Annotated in this window: 15 protein-coding genes; 5 read left to right on the forward strand and 10 right to left on the reverse strand. The window is 70.2% G+C overall.

Annotated elements, in window-relative coordinates:
* Window positions 1-54 precede the first annotated feature (54 nt).
* The 4 genes from AVL59_RS37770 to ctaC form a co-directional block, all read right to left on the reverse strand.
* Entirely contained in the window at window positions 55-1,317 is a 1,263-nt protein-coding gene (locus AVL59_RS37770; RefSeq protein WP_067313650.1) for a L,D-transpeptidase, read from the reverse strand.
* Between the two features lie 130 nt (window positions 1,318-1,447).
* Window positions 1,448-1,846, reverse strand: a complete 399-nt coding sequence (locus tag AVL59_RS37775) for a cytochrome c oxidase subunit 4 (RefSeq protein WP_067313652.1) — start codon at window positions 1,844-1,846, stop codon at window positions 1,448-1,450.
* Window positions 1,843-3,576: an aa3-type cytochrome oxidase subunit I gene (gene ctaD, locus AVL59_RS37780; RefSeq protein WP_067313653.1), complete on the reverse strand. Its 1,734-nt coding sequence runs from the start codon at window positions 3,574-3,576 to the stop codon at window positions 1,843-1,845. Before ctaD ends, AVL59_RS37775 begins: the two co-directional genes overlap by 4 nt.
* Window positions 3,573-4,532, reverse strand: coding sequence for an aa3-type cytochrome oxidase subunit II (ctaC, locus tag AVL59_RS37785; protein WP_067313655.1), 960 nt, complete (start codon window positions 4,530-4,532; stop codon window positions 3,573-3,575). The genes ctaD and ctaC overlap by 4 nt, the downstream gene beginning before the upstream one ends.
* A 302-nt stretch (window positions 4,533-4,834) precedes the next feature.
* Between ctaC and AVL59_RS37790 the strand changes: the two genes are divergently transcribed.
* Window positions 4,835-6,211 (forward strand): cysteine desulfurase/sulfurtransferase TusA family protein, encoded by a 1,377-nt coding sequence (locus AVL59_RS37790; protein WP_079147185.1) that lies wholly within the window; start codon window positions 4,835-4,837, stop codon window positions 6,209-6,211.
* Between the two features lie 27 nt (window positions 6,212-6,238).
* Here AVL59_RS37790 and AVL59_RS37795 read toward each other — a convergent pair whose 3' ends face one another.
* On the reverse strand, window positions 6,239-7,213 hold the full coding sequence (locus AVL59_RS37795) for a carbohydrate kinase family protein (protein ID WP_067318210.1): 975 nt from the start codon (window positions 7,211-7,213) through the stop codon (window positions 6,239-6,241).
* 131 nt (window positions 7,214-7,344) lie between these two features.
* Here AVL59_RS37795 and AVL59_RS37800 point away from each other — a divergent pair, with 131 nt between their 5' ends.
* Window positions 7,345-7,554 (forward strand): hypothetical protein, encoded by a 210-nt coding sequence (locus AVL59_RS37800; RefSeq protein WP_067313658.1) that lies wholly within the window; start codon window positions 7,345-7,347, stop codon window positions 7,552-7,554.
* A 101-nt stretch (window positions 7,555-7,655) separates the two neighbouring features.
* Window positions 7,656-9,416: a hypothetical protein gene (locus AVL59_RS37805; RefSeq protein ID WP_067313660.1), complete on the forward strand. Its 1,761-nt coding sequence runs from the start codon at window positions 7,656-7,658 to the stop codon at window positions 9,414-9,416.
* Window positions 9,417-9,489: 73 nt separating this feature from the next.
* Here AVL59_RS37805 and AVL59_RS37810 read toward each other — a convergent pair whose 3' ends face one another.
* Window positions 9,490-9,846, reverse strand: a complete 357-nt coding sequence (locus AVL59_RS37810) for a HesB/IscA family protein (RefSeq protein ID WP_016435777.1) — start codon at window positions 9,844-9,846, stop codon at window positions 9,490-9,492.
* A gap of 273 nt (window positions 9,847-10,119) precedes the next feature.
* Between AVL59_RS37810 and nadA the strand changes: the two genes are divergently transcribed.
* Complete coding sequence (gene nadA / locus AVL59_RS37815) at window positions 10,120-11,304, forward strand: quinolinate synthase NadA (RefSeq protein WP_067313662.1); 1,185 nt, start codon at window positions 10,120-10,122, stop codon at window positions 11,302-11,304.
* 135 nt (window positions 11,305-11,439) lie between these two features.
* Here the strand turns inward: nadA and AVL59_RS37820 are convergent, their stop codons facing one another.
* The 4 genes from AVL59_RS37820 to AVL59_RS37835 all read right to left on the reverse strand — a co-directional run bounded on the left by AVL59_RS37820 (window position 11,440) and on the right by AVL59_RS37835 (window position 17,605).
* Window positions 11,440-12,225, reverse strand: coding sequence for a hypothetical protein (locus AVL59_RS37820; RefSeq protein ID WP_159400185.1), 786 nt, complete (start codon window positions 12,223-12,225; stop codon window positions 11,440-11,442).
* A 211-nt stretch (window positions 12,226-12,436) separates the two neighbouring features.
* Window positions 12,437-15,553, reverse strand: a complete 3,117-nt coding sequence (locus AVL59_RS37825; protein ID WP_067313665.1) for an efflux RND transporter permease subunit — start codon at window positions 15,551-15,553, stop codon at window positions 12,437-12,439.
* A 154-nt stretch (window positions 15,554-15,707) separates the two neighbouring features.
* Window positions 15,708-16,388 carry a response regulator gene (locus AVL59_RS37830; protein WP_067313667.1) on the reverse strand — a complete coding sequence of 227 codons (681 nt, stop codon included), beginning with the start codon at window positions 16,386-16,388 and terminating at the stop codon, window positions 15,708-15,710.
* Window positions 16,385-17,605, reverse strand: coding sequence for a sensor histidine kinase (locus tag AVL59_RS37835; protein WP_067318213.1), 1,221 nt, complete (start codon window positions 17,603-17,605; stop codon window positions 16,385-16,387). The genes AVL59_RS37830 and AVL59_RS37835 overlap by 4 nt, the downstream gene beginning before the upstream one ends.
* 309 nt (window positions 17,606-17,914) lie before the next feature.
* Between AVL59_RS37835 and AVL59_RS37840 the strand changes: the two genes are divergently transcribed.
* Window positions 17,915-19,225, forward strand: a complete 1,311-nt coding sequence (locus tag AVL59_RS37840; protein WP_245383095.1) for a DUF3616 domain-containing protein — start codon at window positions 17,915-17,917, stop codon at window positions 19,223-19,225.
* The last annotated feature ends 2 nt before the right edge of the window (window positions 19,226-19,227 follow it).

The following is a 19,227-nucleotide window of genomic DNA, read 5'->3' on the forward strand; positions in this document are numbered from 1 at the left end:
GCGGCTGCGGCCCGGTGGGGGCTGATGCGCAGTTCCCCGCGCCCCTTGGGGCGCCTACAGGGCCGTTGGCTGGAGGCGCAGCGCATCCTGTGGTGAAGGGCCGTCGGGGGCGTCGTTGACGAGGGCGCTGCCGGTGCGCCATTTCTTCCAGTCGACGTTCCAGTCGCCGAAGCCGTTGCCGAAGGGCTCCATCGGGTCGCCGTTGGAGTTGACGACCCTGACGATGTCGCCCTCGTGGATGTGGTCGAAGAACCATTCGGCGTTGCCGGTGCTCATGCCGGTGCAGCCGTGGCTGACGTTCTCGTAGCCCTGGGAGCCCACGGACCAGGGCGCGGCGTGGACGTATTCGCCGGACCAGGTCACCCGGGTGGCGTAGTAGACCGGCAGGTCGTAGGAGTCGGCGCTGCCCTCGGCGATGCCGACCGTGGTGCCGCGCATCCGTACGAAGTACTGCTTGGCCAGGACGACTTTGACGCCGTTGCGCGTCTCGTAGCCGGCTTTGCCCGTGGTGACGGGGACCTGGTTGATCTGCTGGCCGTTCTGGAAGAACGTCAGCTGGTGGGCCGCGGCGTCCGTGACGGCCTCGATCCGGTCGCCGGTGGTGATCTTCAGGGCCTTGGACTTGCCGCCCCACAGACGGTCGCTGATCTTGACGCCGTCCAGGTTGCTGTGCACCTGGATCGTGGCGTGCACGGGCCAGTACTCCTTGGGGCGGTAGTGGAGTTCCTTGTCGCTCACCCAGTACCAGGAGCCCTGCACGGCCGGGGTGGAGTCCACCCTGAGGGCGCGCTCCACGACGGCCCGCTGTGCCTTGTCCTTGACCGGCTGGTCCAGCTGCGCGGTGACGGGCTGCCCGACGCCGTACTGGCCCGCGTCCGGGCCGAAGGTGACGTTCAGGCGCTTTTGGGCGGTCGGCCTGCTGGTGTCGAAGGCGAGGACCTTGCGGCCGGGCGCGCCGTCGTCGTCCTCGATGCTCACGGTGACCGTGTAGTGGGCGTTGGCGGCCAGCGGGGAGGTGCTGTGCCAGCGGCTCCCGTCGGCGGCCAGTTCGCCCGCCACATAGCGCCCTGTGGAGTCCTGGGCGGTGACGTCGGTGATCCGGTCGTCATCGCTGTTGGCGGTGACCTCCAGCGGCTTGTCCGGGTCGGCCCGCTTCCCCTCACCGGTGGGGCTGTTGAAGGAAACCTCGTCCGCGGCGTCGTACGGCTTGGCCGACAGGGGGTTGCCGTCCGAGCCGCAGCCGATGACGCCCGCGCCGAGGGCGGTCACCAGCAAGGCGCAGCTGACGACGGTGCGGGTCCGCGGAGTGCTGTTCATACGATCACGCTATGAGGTGGAGAGCGTACTGGCGCGGCACGTAACTCGTACGAGGGACGGACACCCCGGCAAAGGGAGGAGCCCGGACCTCCTGGCGGAGTGTCCGGGCTCCCGATGCGCTGGGCGCGTGCTACTGGGTGCGGTTCTCACCGTGGTAGTACTCGAACACCCAGCCGAAGAGACCGATCAGGATGATCGGTGCCGAGAAGTACAGCAGCCACCAGCCGACCGCGACACCGAGGAAGGCCAGCGCGCCGCCGAACCCCAGGGCGAGCGGCTGCCAGCTGTGCGGGCTGAAGAAGCCCAGCTCGCCCGCGTCGTCCGCGACGTCGGCCTCCTTGTCGTCCTGGGCACCCGCGTCGACCCGCCGGGCGGTGAAGCCCAGGTAGAAGCCGACCATGATGCACAGGCCGAAGGCCAGGAAGAGCGCAGTGGTACCGGCCGGCTCCTTCGACCACACGCCGTACACGACGGCCATGATCAGGACGAAGAAGCTCAGCCAGATGAACATCCGGCCCTGGATCTTCACTTGCCGGCCTCCTTGCTGCCCGCGATGGCGCCGCCGTGACCGGCGTGCTCAAGCTGCTCGAGGGCGGCGATCTCGGGGTGGTGCAGGTCGAACGCCGGGGATTCGCTGCGAATCCGCGGCAGGGTGAGGAAGTTGTGCCGCGGGGGCGGGCAGGAGGTCGCCCACTCCAGCGAACGGCCGTAGCCCCACGGGTCGTCGACGCCGACCGGCTTGCCGTACTTGGCCGTCTTCCACACGTTGTAGAGGAACGGCAGGATCGACAGGCCGAGCAGGAACGAGCTGATGGACGAGATCGTGTTCAGCGTGGTGAAGCCGTCGGCCGCCAGGTAGTCGGCGTAACGACGCGGCATGCCCTCGGCACCCAGCCAGTGCTGGACCAGGAAGGTGCCGTGGAAGCCGACGAACAGCGTCCAGAAGGTGATCTTGCCGAGGCGCTCGTCGAGCATCTTGCCCGTCATCTTCGGCCACCAGAAGTGGAAGCCGGAGAACATCGCGAAGACGACCGTGCCGAAGACCACGTAGTGGAAGTGGGCCACCACGAAGTACGAGTCGGAGACGTGGAAGTCCATCGGGGGCGAGGCGAGGATGACACCGGTCAGACCACCGAAGGTGAAGGTGATCAGGAAGCCGGTGGCCCAGAGCATCGGTGTCTCGAAGGACAGCGAGCCCTTCCACATCGTGCCGATCCAGTTGAAGAACTTCACACCGGTCGGGACGGCGATCAGGAAGGTCATGAAGGAGAAGAACGGCAGCAGCACACCGCCGGTGACGTACATGTGGTGCGCCCACACCGTCACGGACAGACCGGCGATCGCGATGGTGGCCGCGATCAGACCCATGTAGCCGAACATCGGCTTGCGGGAGAAGACCGGGATGACCTCGGAGATGATGCCGAAGAACGGCAGCGCGATGATGTACACCTCTGGATGGCCGAAGAACCAGAAGAGGTGTTGCCACAGCAAGGCTCCGCCATTCGCGGCATCGAAGACATGCGCTCCGAATTTACGGTCCGCCTCCAGGGCGAACAGCGCGGCCGCGAGGACCGGGAAGGCGAGCAGGACCAGCACGGCGGTCAGCAGCACGTTCCACACGAAGATCGGCATGCGGAACATGGTCATGCCCGGGGCACGCATGCAGATGATCGTGGTGATGAAGTTGACCGCGCCGAGGATGGTGCCGAAGCCGGAGAAGGCCAGACCCATGATCCACATGTCGGCGCCGATACCCGGCGAGCGGACCGCGTCCGACAGCGGGGAGTAGGCGAACCAGCCGAAGTCGGCCGCGCCCTGCGGGGTGAGGAAGCCGCCGACCGCGATGGTCGAGCCGAACAGGTAGAGCCAGTAGGCGAACATGTTCAGTCGCGGGAAGGCGACGTCCGGCGCGCCGATCTGGAGCGGCATGATCCAGTTCGTGAAGCCGGCGAACAGCGGCGTCGCGAACATCAGCAGCATGATCGTGCCGTGCATCGTGAACGCCTGGTTGAACTGCTCGTTCGACATGATCTGCAGGCCCGGACGGGCCAGCTCGGCGCGCATGAGCAGCGCCATCACGCCGCCGATCAGGAAGAACGCGAACGACGTGACGAGGTACAGCGTTCCGATCGTCTTGTGGTCGGTGGTCGTCAGCCACTTCACCACGACATTGCCGGGCTGCTTGCGCCTGACCGGCAGCTCGTTCTCGTACGAGTCCTCAGCTGCCGCGGCACCCTGGGGTTCGTTGACGATGCTCACAGGTTGTTCGTCTCCCGGTTCTTCTCGTGCGGCGTCTGCGCGATGCCGGCGGGAATGTAACCGGTCTGCCCCTTCTTGGCGAGGTCCTTGAGGTGCTGCTCGTAACGCTCGGGGGAGACGACCTTCACGTTGAACAGCATCCGGGAGTGGTCGACGCCGCAGAGCTCGGCGCACTTGCCCAGGAAGGTGCCCTGATGGTTGGGAACCACCTGGAAGGCATTGGTGTGGCCCGGGATGACGTCCTGCTTCATGAGGAACGGCACCACCCAGAAGGAGTGGATGACGTCACGCGAGGTGAGGACGAAGCGGACCGTCTTGCCTTCGGGGAGCCAGAGCGTCGGACCGGGGTTGCCGGTCTGCGGGTTCCGCGAGGCGGGCGTACCGGCGTCGTAGACACCGCCGGCGTTCGCCGGGAAGTCCTTCTTGAACCGGTCCGGAATGGCGTCCAGGTTCTTGTCGGTCTTCGCGTTGCCGGGGACACCGGGAACGTTCTCGACGTAGTTGAAGCCCCAGCTCCACTGGTAGCCGACCACGTTGACCGTGACGTCGGGCTTCTTGGAGAGGTCCAGGAGCTTCGACTCGTCCCGGGCGGTGAAGTAGAACAACACCGAGATGATGATGATCGGGACCACCGTGTACAGGGCCTCGATCGGCATGTTGTACCGGGTCTGCGGAGGTACCTCGACCTTGGTGCGGCTGCGCCGGTGGAAGAAAGCACTCCACAGGATCAGGCCCCACACCAGCACGCCGGTGGCCAGTGCGGCAGCCCAGGAGCCCTGCCACAGGGAGAGGATCCGCGGAGCCTCTTCCGTGGTCGGGGTGGGCATGCCAAGGCGGGGGAAGTCCTTGTATGTGCAACCGGTAGCGGTCGCCAGGACCAGGCCCGCGGTCAGTGCCTGCAGCAGCTTCCGCCGCATCGGGCGCCGCGGCGAGCGGTCGGAGCCGTTGGGACTCACGTAGCGCCTTCCCGAGAGTCTCGCCCGCGCGGTCGGCTGCGGCCTTCTCGCTGGTCGGTCGCCGCCCTGCGTCGGGCAGGGGTTTGGATGTTTATGCGGACCAAACCCTAGCCGACGGCTTCCGGGGGTTCGCGGGGAGGGGGGCATACGCGCCGCCGGTCACTCCTTAAGGGTGGGATTGAGCTCCTAATAGCTCGGGTTGTCGCGGTTTGGCGTGCGGCCGAGGGTGGCATTGTGGCTGGTCGCGCGGTTCCCCGCGCCCCTTGAGGCCGGCCGCCGCTCCGAAGATTTACCGTTGCCGTGTGTCCTACTTCGACGCTGCATCCAGTGCCCCGCTCCATCCAGTGGCCCGTCAGGCCCTGTTGGCCTCTTTGGATGACGGATGGGCCGATCCCGCCCGTCTCTACCGGGAAGGGCGGAAGGCGCGGATGCTGCTCGACGCCGCTCGGGAGGCGGTCGCCGAGGCGGTGGGGTGCCGGGCCGACGAGGTGGCGTTCACCTCCTCCGGGACCCGGGCCGTACACACCGGCATCGCGGGGGCGTTGGCGGGGCGGCGGCGGGTGGGGCGCCACCTGATCGTGTCAGCGGTCGAACACTCCTCGGTACTCCATTCGGCGGAAGCGTTCGAGGCCGGGGGCGGAACGGTGAGCACGGTGGCCGTCGACCGGGCCGGAGCGGTGGATCCGTCGGCCTGTGCGGCCGCGCTGCGGCAGGACACCGCGCTGGTCTGTCTGCAGTCGGCCAATCATGAGGTGGGGACCGTGCAGCCGGTCGCCGAGGTGGGTGAGGTGTGCCGGGCGGCCGGGGTGCCGCTGTTCGTGGACGCGGCGCAGTCGCTGGGGTGGGGGCCGGTCGAGGGTGACTGGTCGCTGCTGGCCGCCAGTGCGCACAAATGGGGCGGGCCCTCGGGTGTGGGGCTGCTGGTGGTGCGCAAGGGCGTGCGGTTCGTGGCACAAGGGCCCGTGGACGAGCGGGAGTCGGGGCGTGCGCCCGGTTTCGAGAACCTCCCGGCGATCGTGGCGGCCGTGGCCTCCCTGCGCGCGGTGCGGGCCGAGGCGGCCCAGGAGGCGGTACGGCTGCGGGAACTGACGGAGCGGATCCGCGCACGGGTGCCCGAGGTCGTACCGGATGTGGAGGTGGTGGGGGCTCCCGAGCGGCGCCTGCCGGGAATCGTCACCTTCTCCTGTCTCTATGTCGACGGAGAGGCCCTGCTGCACGAGTTGGACCGGGAGGGCTTTTCCGTCTCGTCCGGATCGTCCTGCACGAGCAGCACCCTGACGCCCAGCCATGTGCTGAAGGCGATGGGGGTGCTGAGCGAGGGGAACGTACGGGTGTCGTTGCCCCCGGGGACGGCCGAGGAGGATGTGGAGCGGTTCCTGGGCGTGCTGCCGGGCGTCGTGGCCGGGGTCAGGGAGAAGCTGGGGGCGCCTGCGCCCGAGACGGCCGTACGGGCCGAGGAACTGGTCGTCGACTCTCTCGGCAAGCGGTGCCCGATTCCGGTCATCGAGCTGGCCAAGGTGATCGGGGACGTGCCGGTGGGGGGCACGGTGCGGGTGCTGTCGGACGACGAGGCGGCCCGGCTGGACATTCCCGCGTGGTGCGAGATGCGGGGGCAGGAGTACGTGGGCGAGGAGCCGGCGGAGCGGGGTACGGCGTACCTGGTCCGCCGGCTGAGCTGAGGCGCCCCGAAGGGCACCGGCACGGTGTCAGCCCAGGTGAGCCTGGACTTCCTCGGCCGCCTCGACGCCGTACGCCTTGGTGAACCGGTCCATGAAGTGCGCCCGGCGCAGCTGGTACTCCTGCGTGCCCACCGTCTCGATGACGAGGGTCGCCAGCATGCAGCCGACCTGGGCCGCGCGCTCCAGGGAGACGCCCCAGGCCAGGCCGGAGAGGAAACCGGCCCGGAAGGCGTCGCCGACGCCCGTGGGGTCGGCCTTGCGCTCCTCCTCCGCGCAGCCGACCTCGATCGGGTCCTCGCCGACCCGCTCGATGCGCACGCCGCGCGAGCCGAGCGTGGTGACGCGGTGGCCGACCTTGGCCAGGATCTGGGCGTCGCTCCAGCCGGTCTTGGACTCGATGAGGCCCTTCTCGTACTCGTTGGAGAACAGGTAGGTCGCCCCGTCCAGCAGTATCCGGATCTCCTCGCCCTCCATACGGGCGATCTGCTGGGAGAAGTCGGCGGCGAAGGGGATCGAACGGGAGCGGCACTCCTCCGTGTGGCGGAGCATCGCCTCCGGGTCGTCGGCGCCGATGAGGACCAGGTCGAGGCTGCCGGCCCGGTCGGCGACCGTCTTGAGCTCGATGAGGCGGGCCTCGCTCATCGCGCCGGTGTAGAAGGAGCCGATCTGGTTGTGGTCGGCGTCGGTGGTGCACACGAAGCGGGCGGTGTGCAGGGTCTCGGAGATACGGACCGAGTCGGTGTCCACACCGTGCCGGTCGAGCCAGGCACGGTAGTCGTCGAAGTCGAAGCCCGCGGCTCCGACCAGGATCGGCTTGGTTCCGAGCTGACCCATGCCGAAGGCGATGTTCGCGCCTACGCCGCCCCGGCGTACGTCCAGGTTGTCGACCAGGAAGGAGAGCGAGACCGTGTGCAGCTGGTCCGCGACGAACTGGTCGGCGAAGCGGCCGGGAAAGGTCATGAGGTGGTCGGTGGCGATGGAGCCGGTGACTGCGATGCGCACGACAGGCATTCTCCTGCGGGAGGCTGGATTGACAGTTCACGCTACCCGCTCACGGGCTGTCACTGACAGCTGGCAAAACTACCCGATAGTAGGTCTTTCTTCGCGAGCTCGGGCGTGGCTACGGTGCCGTCATGACAAACCTCAAGGTCAACTCCAGCGCCCCGGCCGACCTCGAGGGCGACCTCGCCTCGCTGCGCGGGGACTGCGCCCGGATGGCCCCGCGCTGGACGGCTCCCGAGCACGCCGACTCCCGTCCGGTGCCTCCGTCCAAGATCCACGGGGTCCGCGTGCCGGCGCGCTCCGCCCGGCTCCTTGACGCCATGTCCGACTACGGCGACTGACACCAGGGGCGCACAGCCGGGAACCGTGCGCTCCCCTCGCGCGTCCCATCGCCGTCCCCCGTGCCGGGGACGTGGGACACGATGCAGCGAGGAGCGATGCGGTGAACACCGAGCGACCGGAGCACCCCGAGGAGCCCGAGGCCTCCGAGGTTTCCGAGGAAGCCAGGAACTCTGACGAGGCCAAGGTGCCCGAGGACGCCTCCGCTTCCCCGGACGCCGAGGTTTCCGACGACGCCGGGGCGGCCGGGGACTCCGGGGCAGCCGGGGCCTGTGCGGACTCCGGAGCAGCCGAGGCGGCCGGGGACTCCGGGGCAGCCGGGGTCTCCGGTGAGAGCGCGGCCGCCGGGGCGGACGACGGTGGAGCCGGCCAGGTCGAAGAGGTCGGCGAGGTCGGGGGCGGAGGCGCCGGAGAGCGGGCCGGGCGGCGCCGCTCCCCCGCGGTCGTCGCCTCGGTCGCGGCGGCCGTCCTGCTGGTCGGGGGCGGAAGCGCGTACCTCGCCGCGAACCATGCCTCGGGCGGCCGTACGAACGCGGGCGCGTCCGGCGACGGCCAGAACCCCGCGCCGCTCACCCTGGACGGGTGGGCGCAGGGCGGCACGGGCGGGATCGCGCCCGGGGAGCCGAATCCGTACGGCGCGACCTATGTGGCCGCGGGCGAGCTGCCGAGCGGTCCCGGCTCGGCACCGGTGTACGTGCCCGGGGCGGAGGTCGGCAAGGACCAGGTGGCGCGGCTGGCCGAGGCGCTCGGTGTGGACGGCACGCCGGTGGCCGAGGGGCGGATCTGGCAGGTCGGCGCCGGGAAGGACGGTTCCGGGCCGACCCTGCAGGTGAACCGGGACGCGCCGGGCAGCTGGACCTTCAGCCGGTACGCGCCCGGGACCGACAACTGCAAGAAGATCACCGTCTGCGTGCACGACCCGATGACCCCGGCCGGTACCCCGGTGAGCGTGGCGGCCGCGGAGAAGGCGGCGGCGCCCGTGCTGAAGGCGCTCGGGCAGGACGACGCGAAGATCGACGCGAGCCAGATCATGGGCGCCCAGCGGGTGGTCAACGCGGACCCGGTGGTGGGCGGGCTGCCCACGTACGGCCTGACGACCGGCCTGACCGTGGACAAGCAGGGCGAGCTGATCGGCGGACACGGTCAGCTGGCGGCGCCGGTGAAGGGGGACACGTACCCCGTCCTGGACGCGACGAAGACGCTGGAGCTGATGAACAAGGCGCCGAAGAGCGACCACCGCATGGGCATCGGCGGCTGTGCCACTCCGATGCCGCTGAAGGACCGGCTGGAGCAGCCGTGCGGCGGGTCGGCGCCGGCGCAGCCGGCCGACCGGGCCACGGTCGACAAGGCGGTGTTCGGGCTGGCCGCGCGCTCGGCCGGCGGGCGGCAGCTGCTGGTGCCGTCATGGCTGTTCCAGGTGCGGGAGTCGGCTGCGGGAGGCGCGTTCACGGTGACGTATCCGGCGGTCGATCCGAAGTACCTCGCGGCACCGTCGGCCCCGGCCGCCCCTTCCGCCCCTTCCGCCCCTTCCGCCCCTTCCGCCCCTTCCTCAGGGTCCGCCGCGCCCAAGACGCGTGAGGTGAAGGTGGACGGCTACACCGCCGACGACCGCGAGCTGACCGTGAGCTTCATGGGCGGGGTGTGCGCGGACTACACGGCCTCGGCGAAGGAGAGCGGCGGCCGGGTCACGGTCACCGTGACCGAGAAGCCCTGGCCGGACAAGGTGTGCATCCTGATCGCCAAGCAGTACGTGAAGACCGTACGGCTGGACGCTCCGCTCGACGGCCGGACCGTGGTCGGCGTCGACGGCAAGCAGATCCCGAAGGCGAAGCCGGGAGCACTGCGGCCGCAGGCGGCCCGCTAGCCAACCCGCGCAACGCGAAGGCGGCGGCCCCCTCGGAGGGGGCCGCCGCCTTCGCCGTCAGGCTGTGGCCGGCTCAGCTGAAGGAGTCGCCGCAGGCGCAGGAGCCCGTCGCGTTCGGGTTGTCGATGGTGAAGCCCTGCTTCTCGATCGTGTCCACGAAGTCGACGGTGGCGCCGCCCAGGTACGGGGCGCTCATGCGGTCGGTGACGACCTTGACCCCACCGAAGTCCTTCTCCACGTCACCGTCAAGCGAGCGCTCGTCGAAGAAGAGCTGGTAGCGCAGGCCGGAGCAGCCGCCGGGCTGGACGGCGACGCGCAGCGCGAGGTCGTCGCGGCCTTCCTGGTCGAGCAGCGCCTTGACCTTGGACGCGGCGGCGTCGGTCAGGATGATGCCGTCGGTGACGGTGGTGGTCTCGTCCGATACGGACATCTACATCTCTCCCGGGTTGTACGGAGACTGCTTGCCGACCAGTGCAACCGGCGTTTCCGCGGATTCATTCCGGGCCGGGCGTTCGCGTGGTCGCGTTTTTGCTTCTTCCCTCATGCTCGCACATGCCCGAGAGCGCGGACAGCGGCCCGAAGGGGGACCCGAGGAACCCTGGCGGGATTCACGTCACATCGACGCTATGGCCGTCGTCAAAGTGACGTGAAGCAGTTATGATAGATAGCGTCAGTTAGACGAAAAGTAGAAAGGGTGTGTGTCGTGACCACCGCCCAGACCCCGGATCTCGACGTACAGCCGACTCCGCTCGCACTGCTGCTGCTCGGCCGTGAGGCCGACCCGAAGAGCGAGCGGGGCGTCGAGTGTCCCGGCGACCTGCCCTCGCCGTCCGACCCCGACCTGGTCGAGCGCGCCCGCGCGGCCAAGGAGAAGCTCGGCGACAAGGTCTTCGTGCTCGGCCACCACTACCAGCGCGACGAGGTCATCCAGTTCGCCGACGTGACGGGTGACTCCTTCAAGCTGGCCCGGGACGCGGCGGCGCGCCCGGAGGCCGAGTACATCGTCTTCTGCGGTGTGCACTTCATGGCCGAGTCGGCGGACATCCTGACGTCCGACGACCAGAAGGTGGTCCTGCCGGACCTCGCGGCCGGCTGTTCCATGGCTGACATGGCCACGGCCGAGCAGGTCGCCGAGTGCTGGGACGTGCTGACCGAGGCGGGCATCGCCGAGCAGGTCGTACCGGTCTCGTACATGAACTCCTCGGCGGACATCAAGGCGTTCACCGGCAAGCACGGTGGCACCATCTGCACCTCGTCGAACGCCAAGCGCGCCCTCGACTGGGCCTTTGAGCAGGGCGAGAAGGTCCTGTTCCTGCCCGACCAGCACCTGGGCCGCAACACCGCGGTGCGGGACATGGGCATGTCCCTGGACGACTGCGTGGTCTACAACCCGCACAAGCCGAACGGCGGGCTGACCGCGGACGAGCTGCGTGCCGCGAAGATGATCCTGTGGCGCGGCCACTGCTCGGTCCACGGCCGCTTCAACCTGGACTCCGTGAACGACGTGCGCGAGCGCATCCCCGGTGTGAACGTCCTCGTCCACCCCGAGTGCAAGCACGAGGTCGTGGCCGCGGCGGACTACGTCGGCTCGACCGAGTACATCATCAAGGCCCTGGAAGCGGCCCCGGCCGGCTCCAAGTGGGCCATCGGCACGGAGCTGAACCTGGTCCGCCGCCTGGCGAACCGCTTCGCGCCCGAGGGCAAGGAGATCGCCTTCCTCGACAAGACGGTCTGCTTCTGCTCGACCATGAACCGCATCGACCTGCCCCACCTGGTCTGGGCCCTGGAGTCCCTGGCCGAGGGCAACCTGGTCAACCGCATCGAGGTCGACAAGGAGACGGAGGCGTTCGCCAAGCTGGCCCTGGAGCGGATGCTGGCGCTGCCGTAGGGGTATGGCCCGTACGCGGGTCAGGGGCGCTTCCCGGTGTCGGGGGGCGCCCCTTTCGTGCCACGTTCCGGGGAACGGATCCCGATCTCTCGTCCGGGCCGGACACCACGGACTCTCTCTGAGCCCGGCGACCGCTCACGTCCCGCCCGGGTCCTGCGAATCCCCCGCGTTCTCCGCCGTGTCCCTCCCCGGCCCCGAGACCATCGCAGCGACCAGGGCGCCCAGCACCTCGGCGCGCCGTTCCTCGCTGAGCGGGGCGTCGGCGACGAGGCGTTCCGCCGCCAGGTAGCGCGAGAACTCCAGCGGCTGGTGGAAGTAGGCGCGCAGATGGCCGGCCGCCGCTTCCTGGGAGCGGATGAAGGTGCGACTCACATAGCCCGCGAGGCCGGCGGCCACCGCTCCGAGGCCGCCTGCCACCACGCTCCCCGCCGTCGTACCGGCCCTCAGCGCCACGGCCACGAACGCGGCGAGCAGCACGAAGCCGAGCACCATGGCGAACTGGGCGTTGCGGAACGAGCGCGCCGCCTGGCCCAGGGCGATCTCGTGGTAGAGGTCGAGGCGCCGGTGCGTGACGGCCCACAGCTCGGGGAGCGTGAGCCGCGTGCCTGCGAGGTCCGCGCCGTCCCGGGCACTCCCGCTCCGCAGCCCGTCCGCATACGGCCCGGGCTCGGCGGACATGTGCGAACCGCCCGGCGCCGGGCGCAAGGCTCGCTCCAGGCCCTCTTCCGCCTCCCGCACCCGTTCCCGCCCCTCGATGACGCGGCGCAGCTCGGCCCGGGACGGCTTCCACAGCTCGTAGGTGAGCAGGCCAAGGCCCAGCACCACCATCAGGACGGCGAAGAACACCCCCAGCCCCGCGTGCGCACCGACCGCGTAGCTGATCCCCGCCGCGGATGCGACGCCTGCGACGGCGGACGTCATCATCACCACCGCAGAGGTGGTGCGGCCGAAGCGCTTTCGAGAGCGCGCGTCGGACGACGGCCGAGATGCGGTTGCCGGATCTTCGCCCATGAATGATCAGCATGCACAGCCACCGCCGAACCGTCCACGGAATCAAGGGATTCGGCCACGGAAACGGCGAACGGCCGGGCCCGCACCATGTGCGCGCCCGGCCGCCGGGACAACCGGTTGCCTACACTCCCGCGGGCTCCGGCTCGTCCGAGACGGACTCGGTCCGGGCCGGCGTGCCCTTCTTCGCGGCCCGCTTCTTCGCCCGCCGCTCCTTGCGGAGCTCCAGCATCGCGTAGAGGGTCGGGACGAGGAGCAGGGTGAGCAGCGTGGACGAGATCAGACCGCCGATCACGACCACGGCCAGCGGCTGGGCGATGAAGCCGCCCTCGCCGGTGACGCCCAGGGCCATCGGGAGCAGGGCGAAGATCGTCGCCAGGGCCGTCATGAGGATCGGGCGGAGCCGGTGGCGGCCGCCCTCCACCACGGCCTCGACGACGCCGTAGCCCTGCTTGCGGTACTGGTTGATCAGGTCGATCAGCACGATCGCGTTGGTCACCACGATGCCGATCAGCATCAGCATGCCGATCATCGCCGGGACACCCATCGGGGTGCCGGTGGCCACGAGGAGACCGATCGCGCCCGTCGCCGCGAACGGGATCGAGACCAGCAGGATCAGCGGCTGGGCCAGCGAGCGGAACGTCGCCACCAGCAGCATGAAGACGATCGCGATCGCCGCCAGCATGGCCAGGCCCAGGTTCTTGAACGCGTCGTCCTGGTCGGAGGAGACACCGCCGATCTGCGCCTCGGCACCCGCAGGGAGCTTCAGGGCCTTGATCTTCGACTGGAGCTGGGTGCTGACCGCGCCCGTGTTGTCCCCGGTCGGGCGGGCCGTGATGGTCGCGGCGCGCCGGCCGTCGATGCGGGTCATCGACACGGGGCCGTCCACCAGCTCGACGTTCGCGATGTCACCGAGCTTCACCGGGCCGAGGCGCAGCGCCTTCAGCTGGGCCAGGGTGGTGGCGGGCTTCGCCGACTTCACGACGACGTCGCGCTCGGTGTCGTCGAGGATCGCCTTCGCCGTCGTCGTACCACGCACGGCCTGGGCGACAGCGGCGCCCAGCTTCTGGTCGTCGAAACCGGCGGCGGCCGCCTTGGCGTTGGCCTTGACCGAGATCCGCGGCACGCTCTGGGCGAGGTCGCTGGTGACGTCCGTGACGTGGTCGAGCCCGGCCACGGTGGAGCGCACCCGGTCGGCGGCCTCGCTCAGCACCTTCGGGTCGGACGCCTTCACCACGACGCTGAGGTCCTGGTTACCGAAGCCGTCACCGGCCGACACGGTCGTCGTACCGATGCCCTTGAGCTTGTTCAGCTCGGCCTCGAGGTGCTTCTGCACGTCGTTGTAGGACTTCGAGTCCTTCAGCATGACCTGGTACGACGCCTGGTTGGTGTCCGTGCCGCCGCCGAAGGCCGCCATGAAGCCGGAGGAGCCGACGGTGACCTGGTAGTCCTTGACGCCCTCGGTGGAGGCGAGCAGCTTCTCCACCCGCTTGGCCTGCGCATCGGTGGCCGCGAGGCTGGTGCCGGGCTTCAGCTCCTGCTTGACGGTGAGGACTTCCTGCTCGCCCTGGTCGAAGAAGTTGGTCTTCAGCAGCCCGGACATGCCGAACGTGACGACCAGGACCACGATCGCGATCAGCACGCTGGTGAGGCGGCGACGGGTCGCGAAGCGCAGGACGGGGACGTAGAAGCGCTGGAGGCGGCTCTTCGCCTCCTTCTCCTCGGCCCGGCGGCGGGCCTCCTCGGCGTCCTCGGGGGTGCCCTTCGGGGCGCGCAGGAACCAGTACGACAGGACGGGTACGACCGTCAGCGAGACGAGCAGGGAGGCCAGCAGGGCCGCCGTGACCGTGATGCTGAACGAGCCGAACAGGGCACCCACCATGCCGCCGACCAGGCCGATCGGCAGGAAGACGGCGACCGTGGTGAGGGTGGAGGAGGTGACCGCGCCCGCCACCTCGCGCACGGCGTTCAGGATCGCGTCCTTGCGCTCCTCGCCGTAGCCGAGGTGCCGCTTGATGTTCTCCAGGACCACGATCGAGTCGTCGACGACGCGGCCGATGGCGATGGTCAGCGCGCCGAGGGTGAGCATGTTCAGGGACAGGCCGCGGGTCCACAGCACGATCAGCGCGAGGACCACGGACAGCGGGATGGAGACCGCCGTGACCAGCGTCGAGCGGACCGAGGCCAGGAAGACCAGGATGATCAGGACCGCGAAGAGCAGGCCGAGCGCACCCTCCGTGGTCAGGCCCTTGATGGACTTGGACACCGCCGGGCCCTGGTCGCTGACGACCGTGAGCTTCGCACCCGCGCCGAGGTCCCGCCGCAGATCGGGCAGCTGGTCCTTGACCGCGTTCGAGATGGAGACCGCGCTGCCGTCGTGGTCCATGGTGACGTTGACGGCGAGGCTGGGCCGGCCGTCGGTGCGGGTGATGGAGTCGGCCGGGGCAGGCTGCTCCTTCACCGTGGCCACGTCGCCGAGGCGTACGGGCTTCTTGCCGGCCTCGCCGGTGACCATCAGGTCCTGGATCTGCTTCAGCGAGGTGAAGCCGCCGCCGACCTGGACGGTGCGGTTGGCGCCCTTCTCGTCGAAGGAGCCGGCCGGGACGGTCGCGCCGCCCGCCTGCAGGGCCTGGCCGAGGGCGGCGGAGGTGAGGCCGGCCTGCGCCAGCTTCGCGTCGTTCGGGGTGACGGCGACCTGGAGGTCACGCTTGCCGGTGATCTGGACACGGCCGACGCCGTCGATGTCCTTCAGGGTCGGGACGACCGTCGTCTCCAGCTGGTCGGCGAGGGCCTGCTGGTCCTTGTCGGAGGTGACGGCGAGGACCACGGTCGGCATGTCGTCCGTGGACCCGGAGACGACCTGCGGGTCGACCTCGTCCGGGAACTGGTTGCGGGCCCGGTTCACGGCCTGCTGGACGTCGGAGACGATCCGCTTGGTGTCGTTGCCGTAGTCGAAGGACGCCATGATCACGGCGTTGCCCTCGCTGGCGGTGGAGGTGACGCCGGTGATGCCGTCGACGCCCTGGAGGTTGTCCTCGATGGGCTCGACGACCTGCTTCTCGACGACGTCGGGCGAGGCGCCCTGGTACGGCGCGACGACCGACACCATGGGCAGGTTGATGGTGGGCAGCAGCTGCTGCTTGATCTGGGGTATCGCGATCAGCCCGAAGACGAGCGCGACGATGGACATGAGGCCTATCAGGGCCCGCTGCGCGAGGCTGAATCTGGACAGCCAGGACATGGTTCAGGGTCTCGTTTCCGTGAGCGGCAGAAGCGGCAGGCGCAGCCGGGCGCCCACCCCACCACCCTGGGCCATGCCGGACCGGGTTTTCGTAGGCCCCGGGTCCATTTCCTTATCCGGCCCCTACTCCGCGCGCAGTACGCGCGGGTGGAGATCAGTCCATCCTCGGGCGTACCAGCCCCGACTCGTACGCGATGACGACGAGCTGGGCCCGGTCCCGGGCGCCGAGCTTGGCCATGGCCCGGTTGACGTGCGTCTTGACCGTCAGCGGGCTGACCTCCAGGCGTTCGGCGATCTCGTCGTTGGAGTGGCCGCCGGCGACCTGGACGAGCACCTCCCGCTCCCGGCCGGTGAGCGCGCCGAGCCGCTCGGAGCGGGCGGGATCGCGGCCGTCGTCGCCGTCGCCCTGGGCGAGGAAGCGGGCGATCAGGCCCTTGGTGGCGGCGGGGGACAGCAACGCCTCGCCACCGGCGGCGACCCGGATGGCGTTCAGCAGTTCCTCGGGCTCGCTGCCCTTGCCGAGGAAGCCGGAGGCGCCCGCGCGCAGCGACTGGACCACGTAGTCGTCGACCTCGAAGGTGGTCAGGATGACCACGCGGACCTGGGCGAGCGACGGGTCGGCGCTGATCAGACGGGTGGCGGCGAGGCCGTCGGTGCCGGGCATCCGGATGTCCATGAGGACGACGTCGGCGCCCCGCTCCTTGGCCAGCCGGACCGCCTCGGCGCCGTCGGAGGCCTCACCGACCACCTCCATGTCGGGCTCGGAGTCGACCAGGACCCGGAACGCGCTGCGCAGCAGTGCCTGGTCGTCGGCGAGCAGGACACGGATCGTCATACGGGCTCCCCCGGGGCCGTGGTGCGGGTCTGGACCGGCAGGATCGCATGGACGCGGAAGCCGCCGCCGTAGCGGGGTCCGGTGGTCAGGGTGCCGCCCAGGGCGGTGACCCGCTCCCGCATGCCGAGCAGTCCGTGCCCGCCGCCGGCCCCGGGCTCACCGGCCGCGCCCGCGCCGTCGTCCAGCACCGTGACCTCGATCCGCGGTCCGACGCGTACGACGCTGACCTCGGCGCTGGCGTCCGGGCCCGCGTGCTTCTGCGCGTTGGTCAGGGCCTCCTGGACGATCCGGTAGGCGGCCAGGTCGACGGCGGCCGGGAGTTCGACGCCCTGGTCGGCGCGGGCCACCTCGACCGGGAGCCCGGCACTGCGGAAGGTGCCGGCCAGTTCTTCGAGACGGCTGAGGCCGGGAGCGGGTTCGGTGGGCGCCTCGGGGTCGCCGGACTGGCGCAGCAGGCCGACCGTGGCGCGCAGCTCGCCCAGCGCGGAACGGCTGGCCTCGCGGACGTGGGCGAGGGCCTCCTTGGCCTGGTCGGGCCGTTTGTCCATGACGTGCGCGGCGACTCCGGCCTGCACATTGACCAGCGCGATGTGGTGGGCGACCACGTCGTGCAGATCGCGGGCGATGCGCAGCCGCTCCTCGGCGACGCGGCGGCGGGCCTCCTCCTCGCGGGTGCGCTCGGCGCGCTCGGCGCGCTCCCGGATGGCCTGGACGACCGCGCGGCGGCTGCGTACGGCGTCCCCGGCGGTGGCGCCGATACCGGTCCAGGCGAGCACGCCGAGGTTCTCCTGGGCGTACCAGGGCAGGGTGCCGCCGAGCATGGCGGCGGCCGTCAGGACGGTCATGGTGAGCAGGCCGACGCGCCAGGTGGTGGTGCGGTCGGTGGTCGAGGCGACGGTGTAGAGGGCGACGACCGCGGACATGGCGACCGGGGCGCGCGGGTCGCCGGTGACGGACTCGACCACGGACAGAGTGCCGGTGAGGGCGAGGACCGTCTTGGGCGCGCGGCGGCGGAAGACGAGTGCGGCGGCGCCGAGGGCCATCAGGACCAGGCTGAGCGGGTCCGGGGTGCGGACGCCCCAGGTGACGCCGTTCTCCCCGCGGGGCACCACGAAGGATCCGGCGACCATGCACACCAGCACGCCGGCGGCGATGGCCGCGTCCAGCGCGAGGGGGTGTGCCTTGAGGCCGCACCGGGCGCGTTCGAGAGTGCTCACCTTGTGAACAGTACGGGGCGCTGCGGCGAAGGTCTGCCGGCGTGCACCGGGTGCCGCCGCGCCCTGAAGGGGCGCGGGGAACCGCGCGATCAGCCGCATGCGGCCCGCAGCCGCCGTACGGCACGGCCCCGAGCTATTAGGCGTTCGGTCGGCTGACTGACCATCAGCTGTCAAGCGCTGTTGGCCGAGCCTGCTCAGCCTTCTCGTCGGCAATCGCACCCCCGTCGACGAAAGGCAGCCCCCGTGCGCCCTCTTTCGCTCCGCGTGCTCTGGTCCGCGGCCGCCCTCTCCCTCGCCTCGGCCACCGGCCTGGCCGGCCCCGCCCAGGCCATCACCTACGGCACGCCGACGATCAAGCTGTCGGCGGCCTGTCTGTCGGGCGCCGTCGGCAGCACCGGCGACCCGACGGTCACCCTCACGCTCGCGCAGAGCGGCGCGGACGCCTCCACGCTGACCGTGACGGCCACCAGGAGCAGCCGCACCTCCGTGGCGGCCACGTCCGACGTCAAGATCACGGGCACCGGAAGCAGCCGTACCGTCTCGGTCACCGCACACGGCCAGGGCTATGCGGACCTCACGCTGAAGGTGACGGGCCTCGGCGGCAGGACGGCCACCACGACGCTGCACTACGCGGCTTCCCCGAGCGTCCGGTACTCCGCGGACGCCCGCTATCTCACCGGCGCCTCGGACGCCTCCGCCGCGGTCGACGTCGGGGGCGGCTACATCGTCGTCGGCAACGACGAGGACAACACCCTGCGGCTGTACGACGGCTCGGCCTCCGGCGCCCCGGTGAAGACCTGGGACCTGGACAGTGCGCTGGGTGCCGACAAGGAGGTCGACATCGAGGGCGCCACCCGTGTCGGGAACACCATCTACTGGACGGGTTCGCTCGGCAACAACAAGGACGGCGTGTACAAGCCCGACCGCAACACGGTGTTCACCACCACGGTCTCCGGCTCGGGCGCGGCCACCTCGCTCTCCTTCGGCACGGCCGGGCACCGCCTGCGCGACGACCTGGTGGCCTGGGACGAGGCGAACGGCGACCGGTACGGCTTCGCCGCCGCGACGGCCGACGGACAGACCCCGAAGCAGGTGGACGGCTTCAACGTGGAGGGGCTGGAGTTCGCGCCGGGCTCGGCCACCACCGCCTACGTCGGCTTCCGGGCTCCGCTGGTGCCGCCGCAGTCGGGCGGGAAGGCGCTGATCGTGCCGGTGACCGACATGGACCGGGTGGTCCACGGTGCCGAGGCCACGTTCGGTACGCCGATCGAGCTGGACCTCGGCGGTCTGTCCATCCGTGATCTGCGCCGGAACGACAAGGGGCAGTTCCTGATCCTCGCCGGATCCTGGGCGGCCGACGACAACAGCGACCCGTACGCCCTGTACGAGTGGGACGGGGTCGCCGGACACCAGCCCGTGAAGAAGCTGGACCTGCCGACCACGGACGTGGGCGGCTGGGAGTCCGTCGTGTCCGTGCCCGACCTGGAGGTCTCCGGGGCCCGGGTGCAGCTGATCACCGACGACGGGTCCGCCGACCTCTACGGCGACGGCGTCGAGGCGAAGGACCTCAGCCACCCGGAGTGGCAGAAGTCCCGCAGCACCTGGTTCACCCTGAGCTGACC

The sequence above is a fragment of the Streptomyces griseochromogenes genome (genome assembly GCF_001542625.1).
GTDB classification, from domain to species: Bacteria; Actinomycetota; Actinomycetes; order Streptomycetales; family Streptomycetaceae; genus Streptomyces; species Streptomyces griseochromogenes.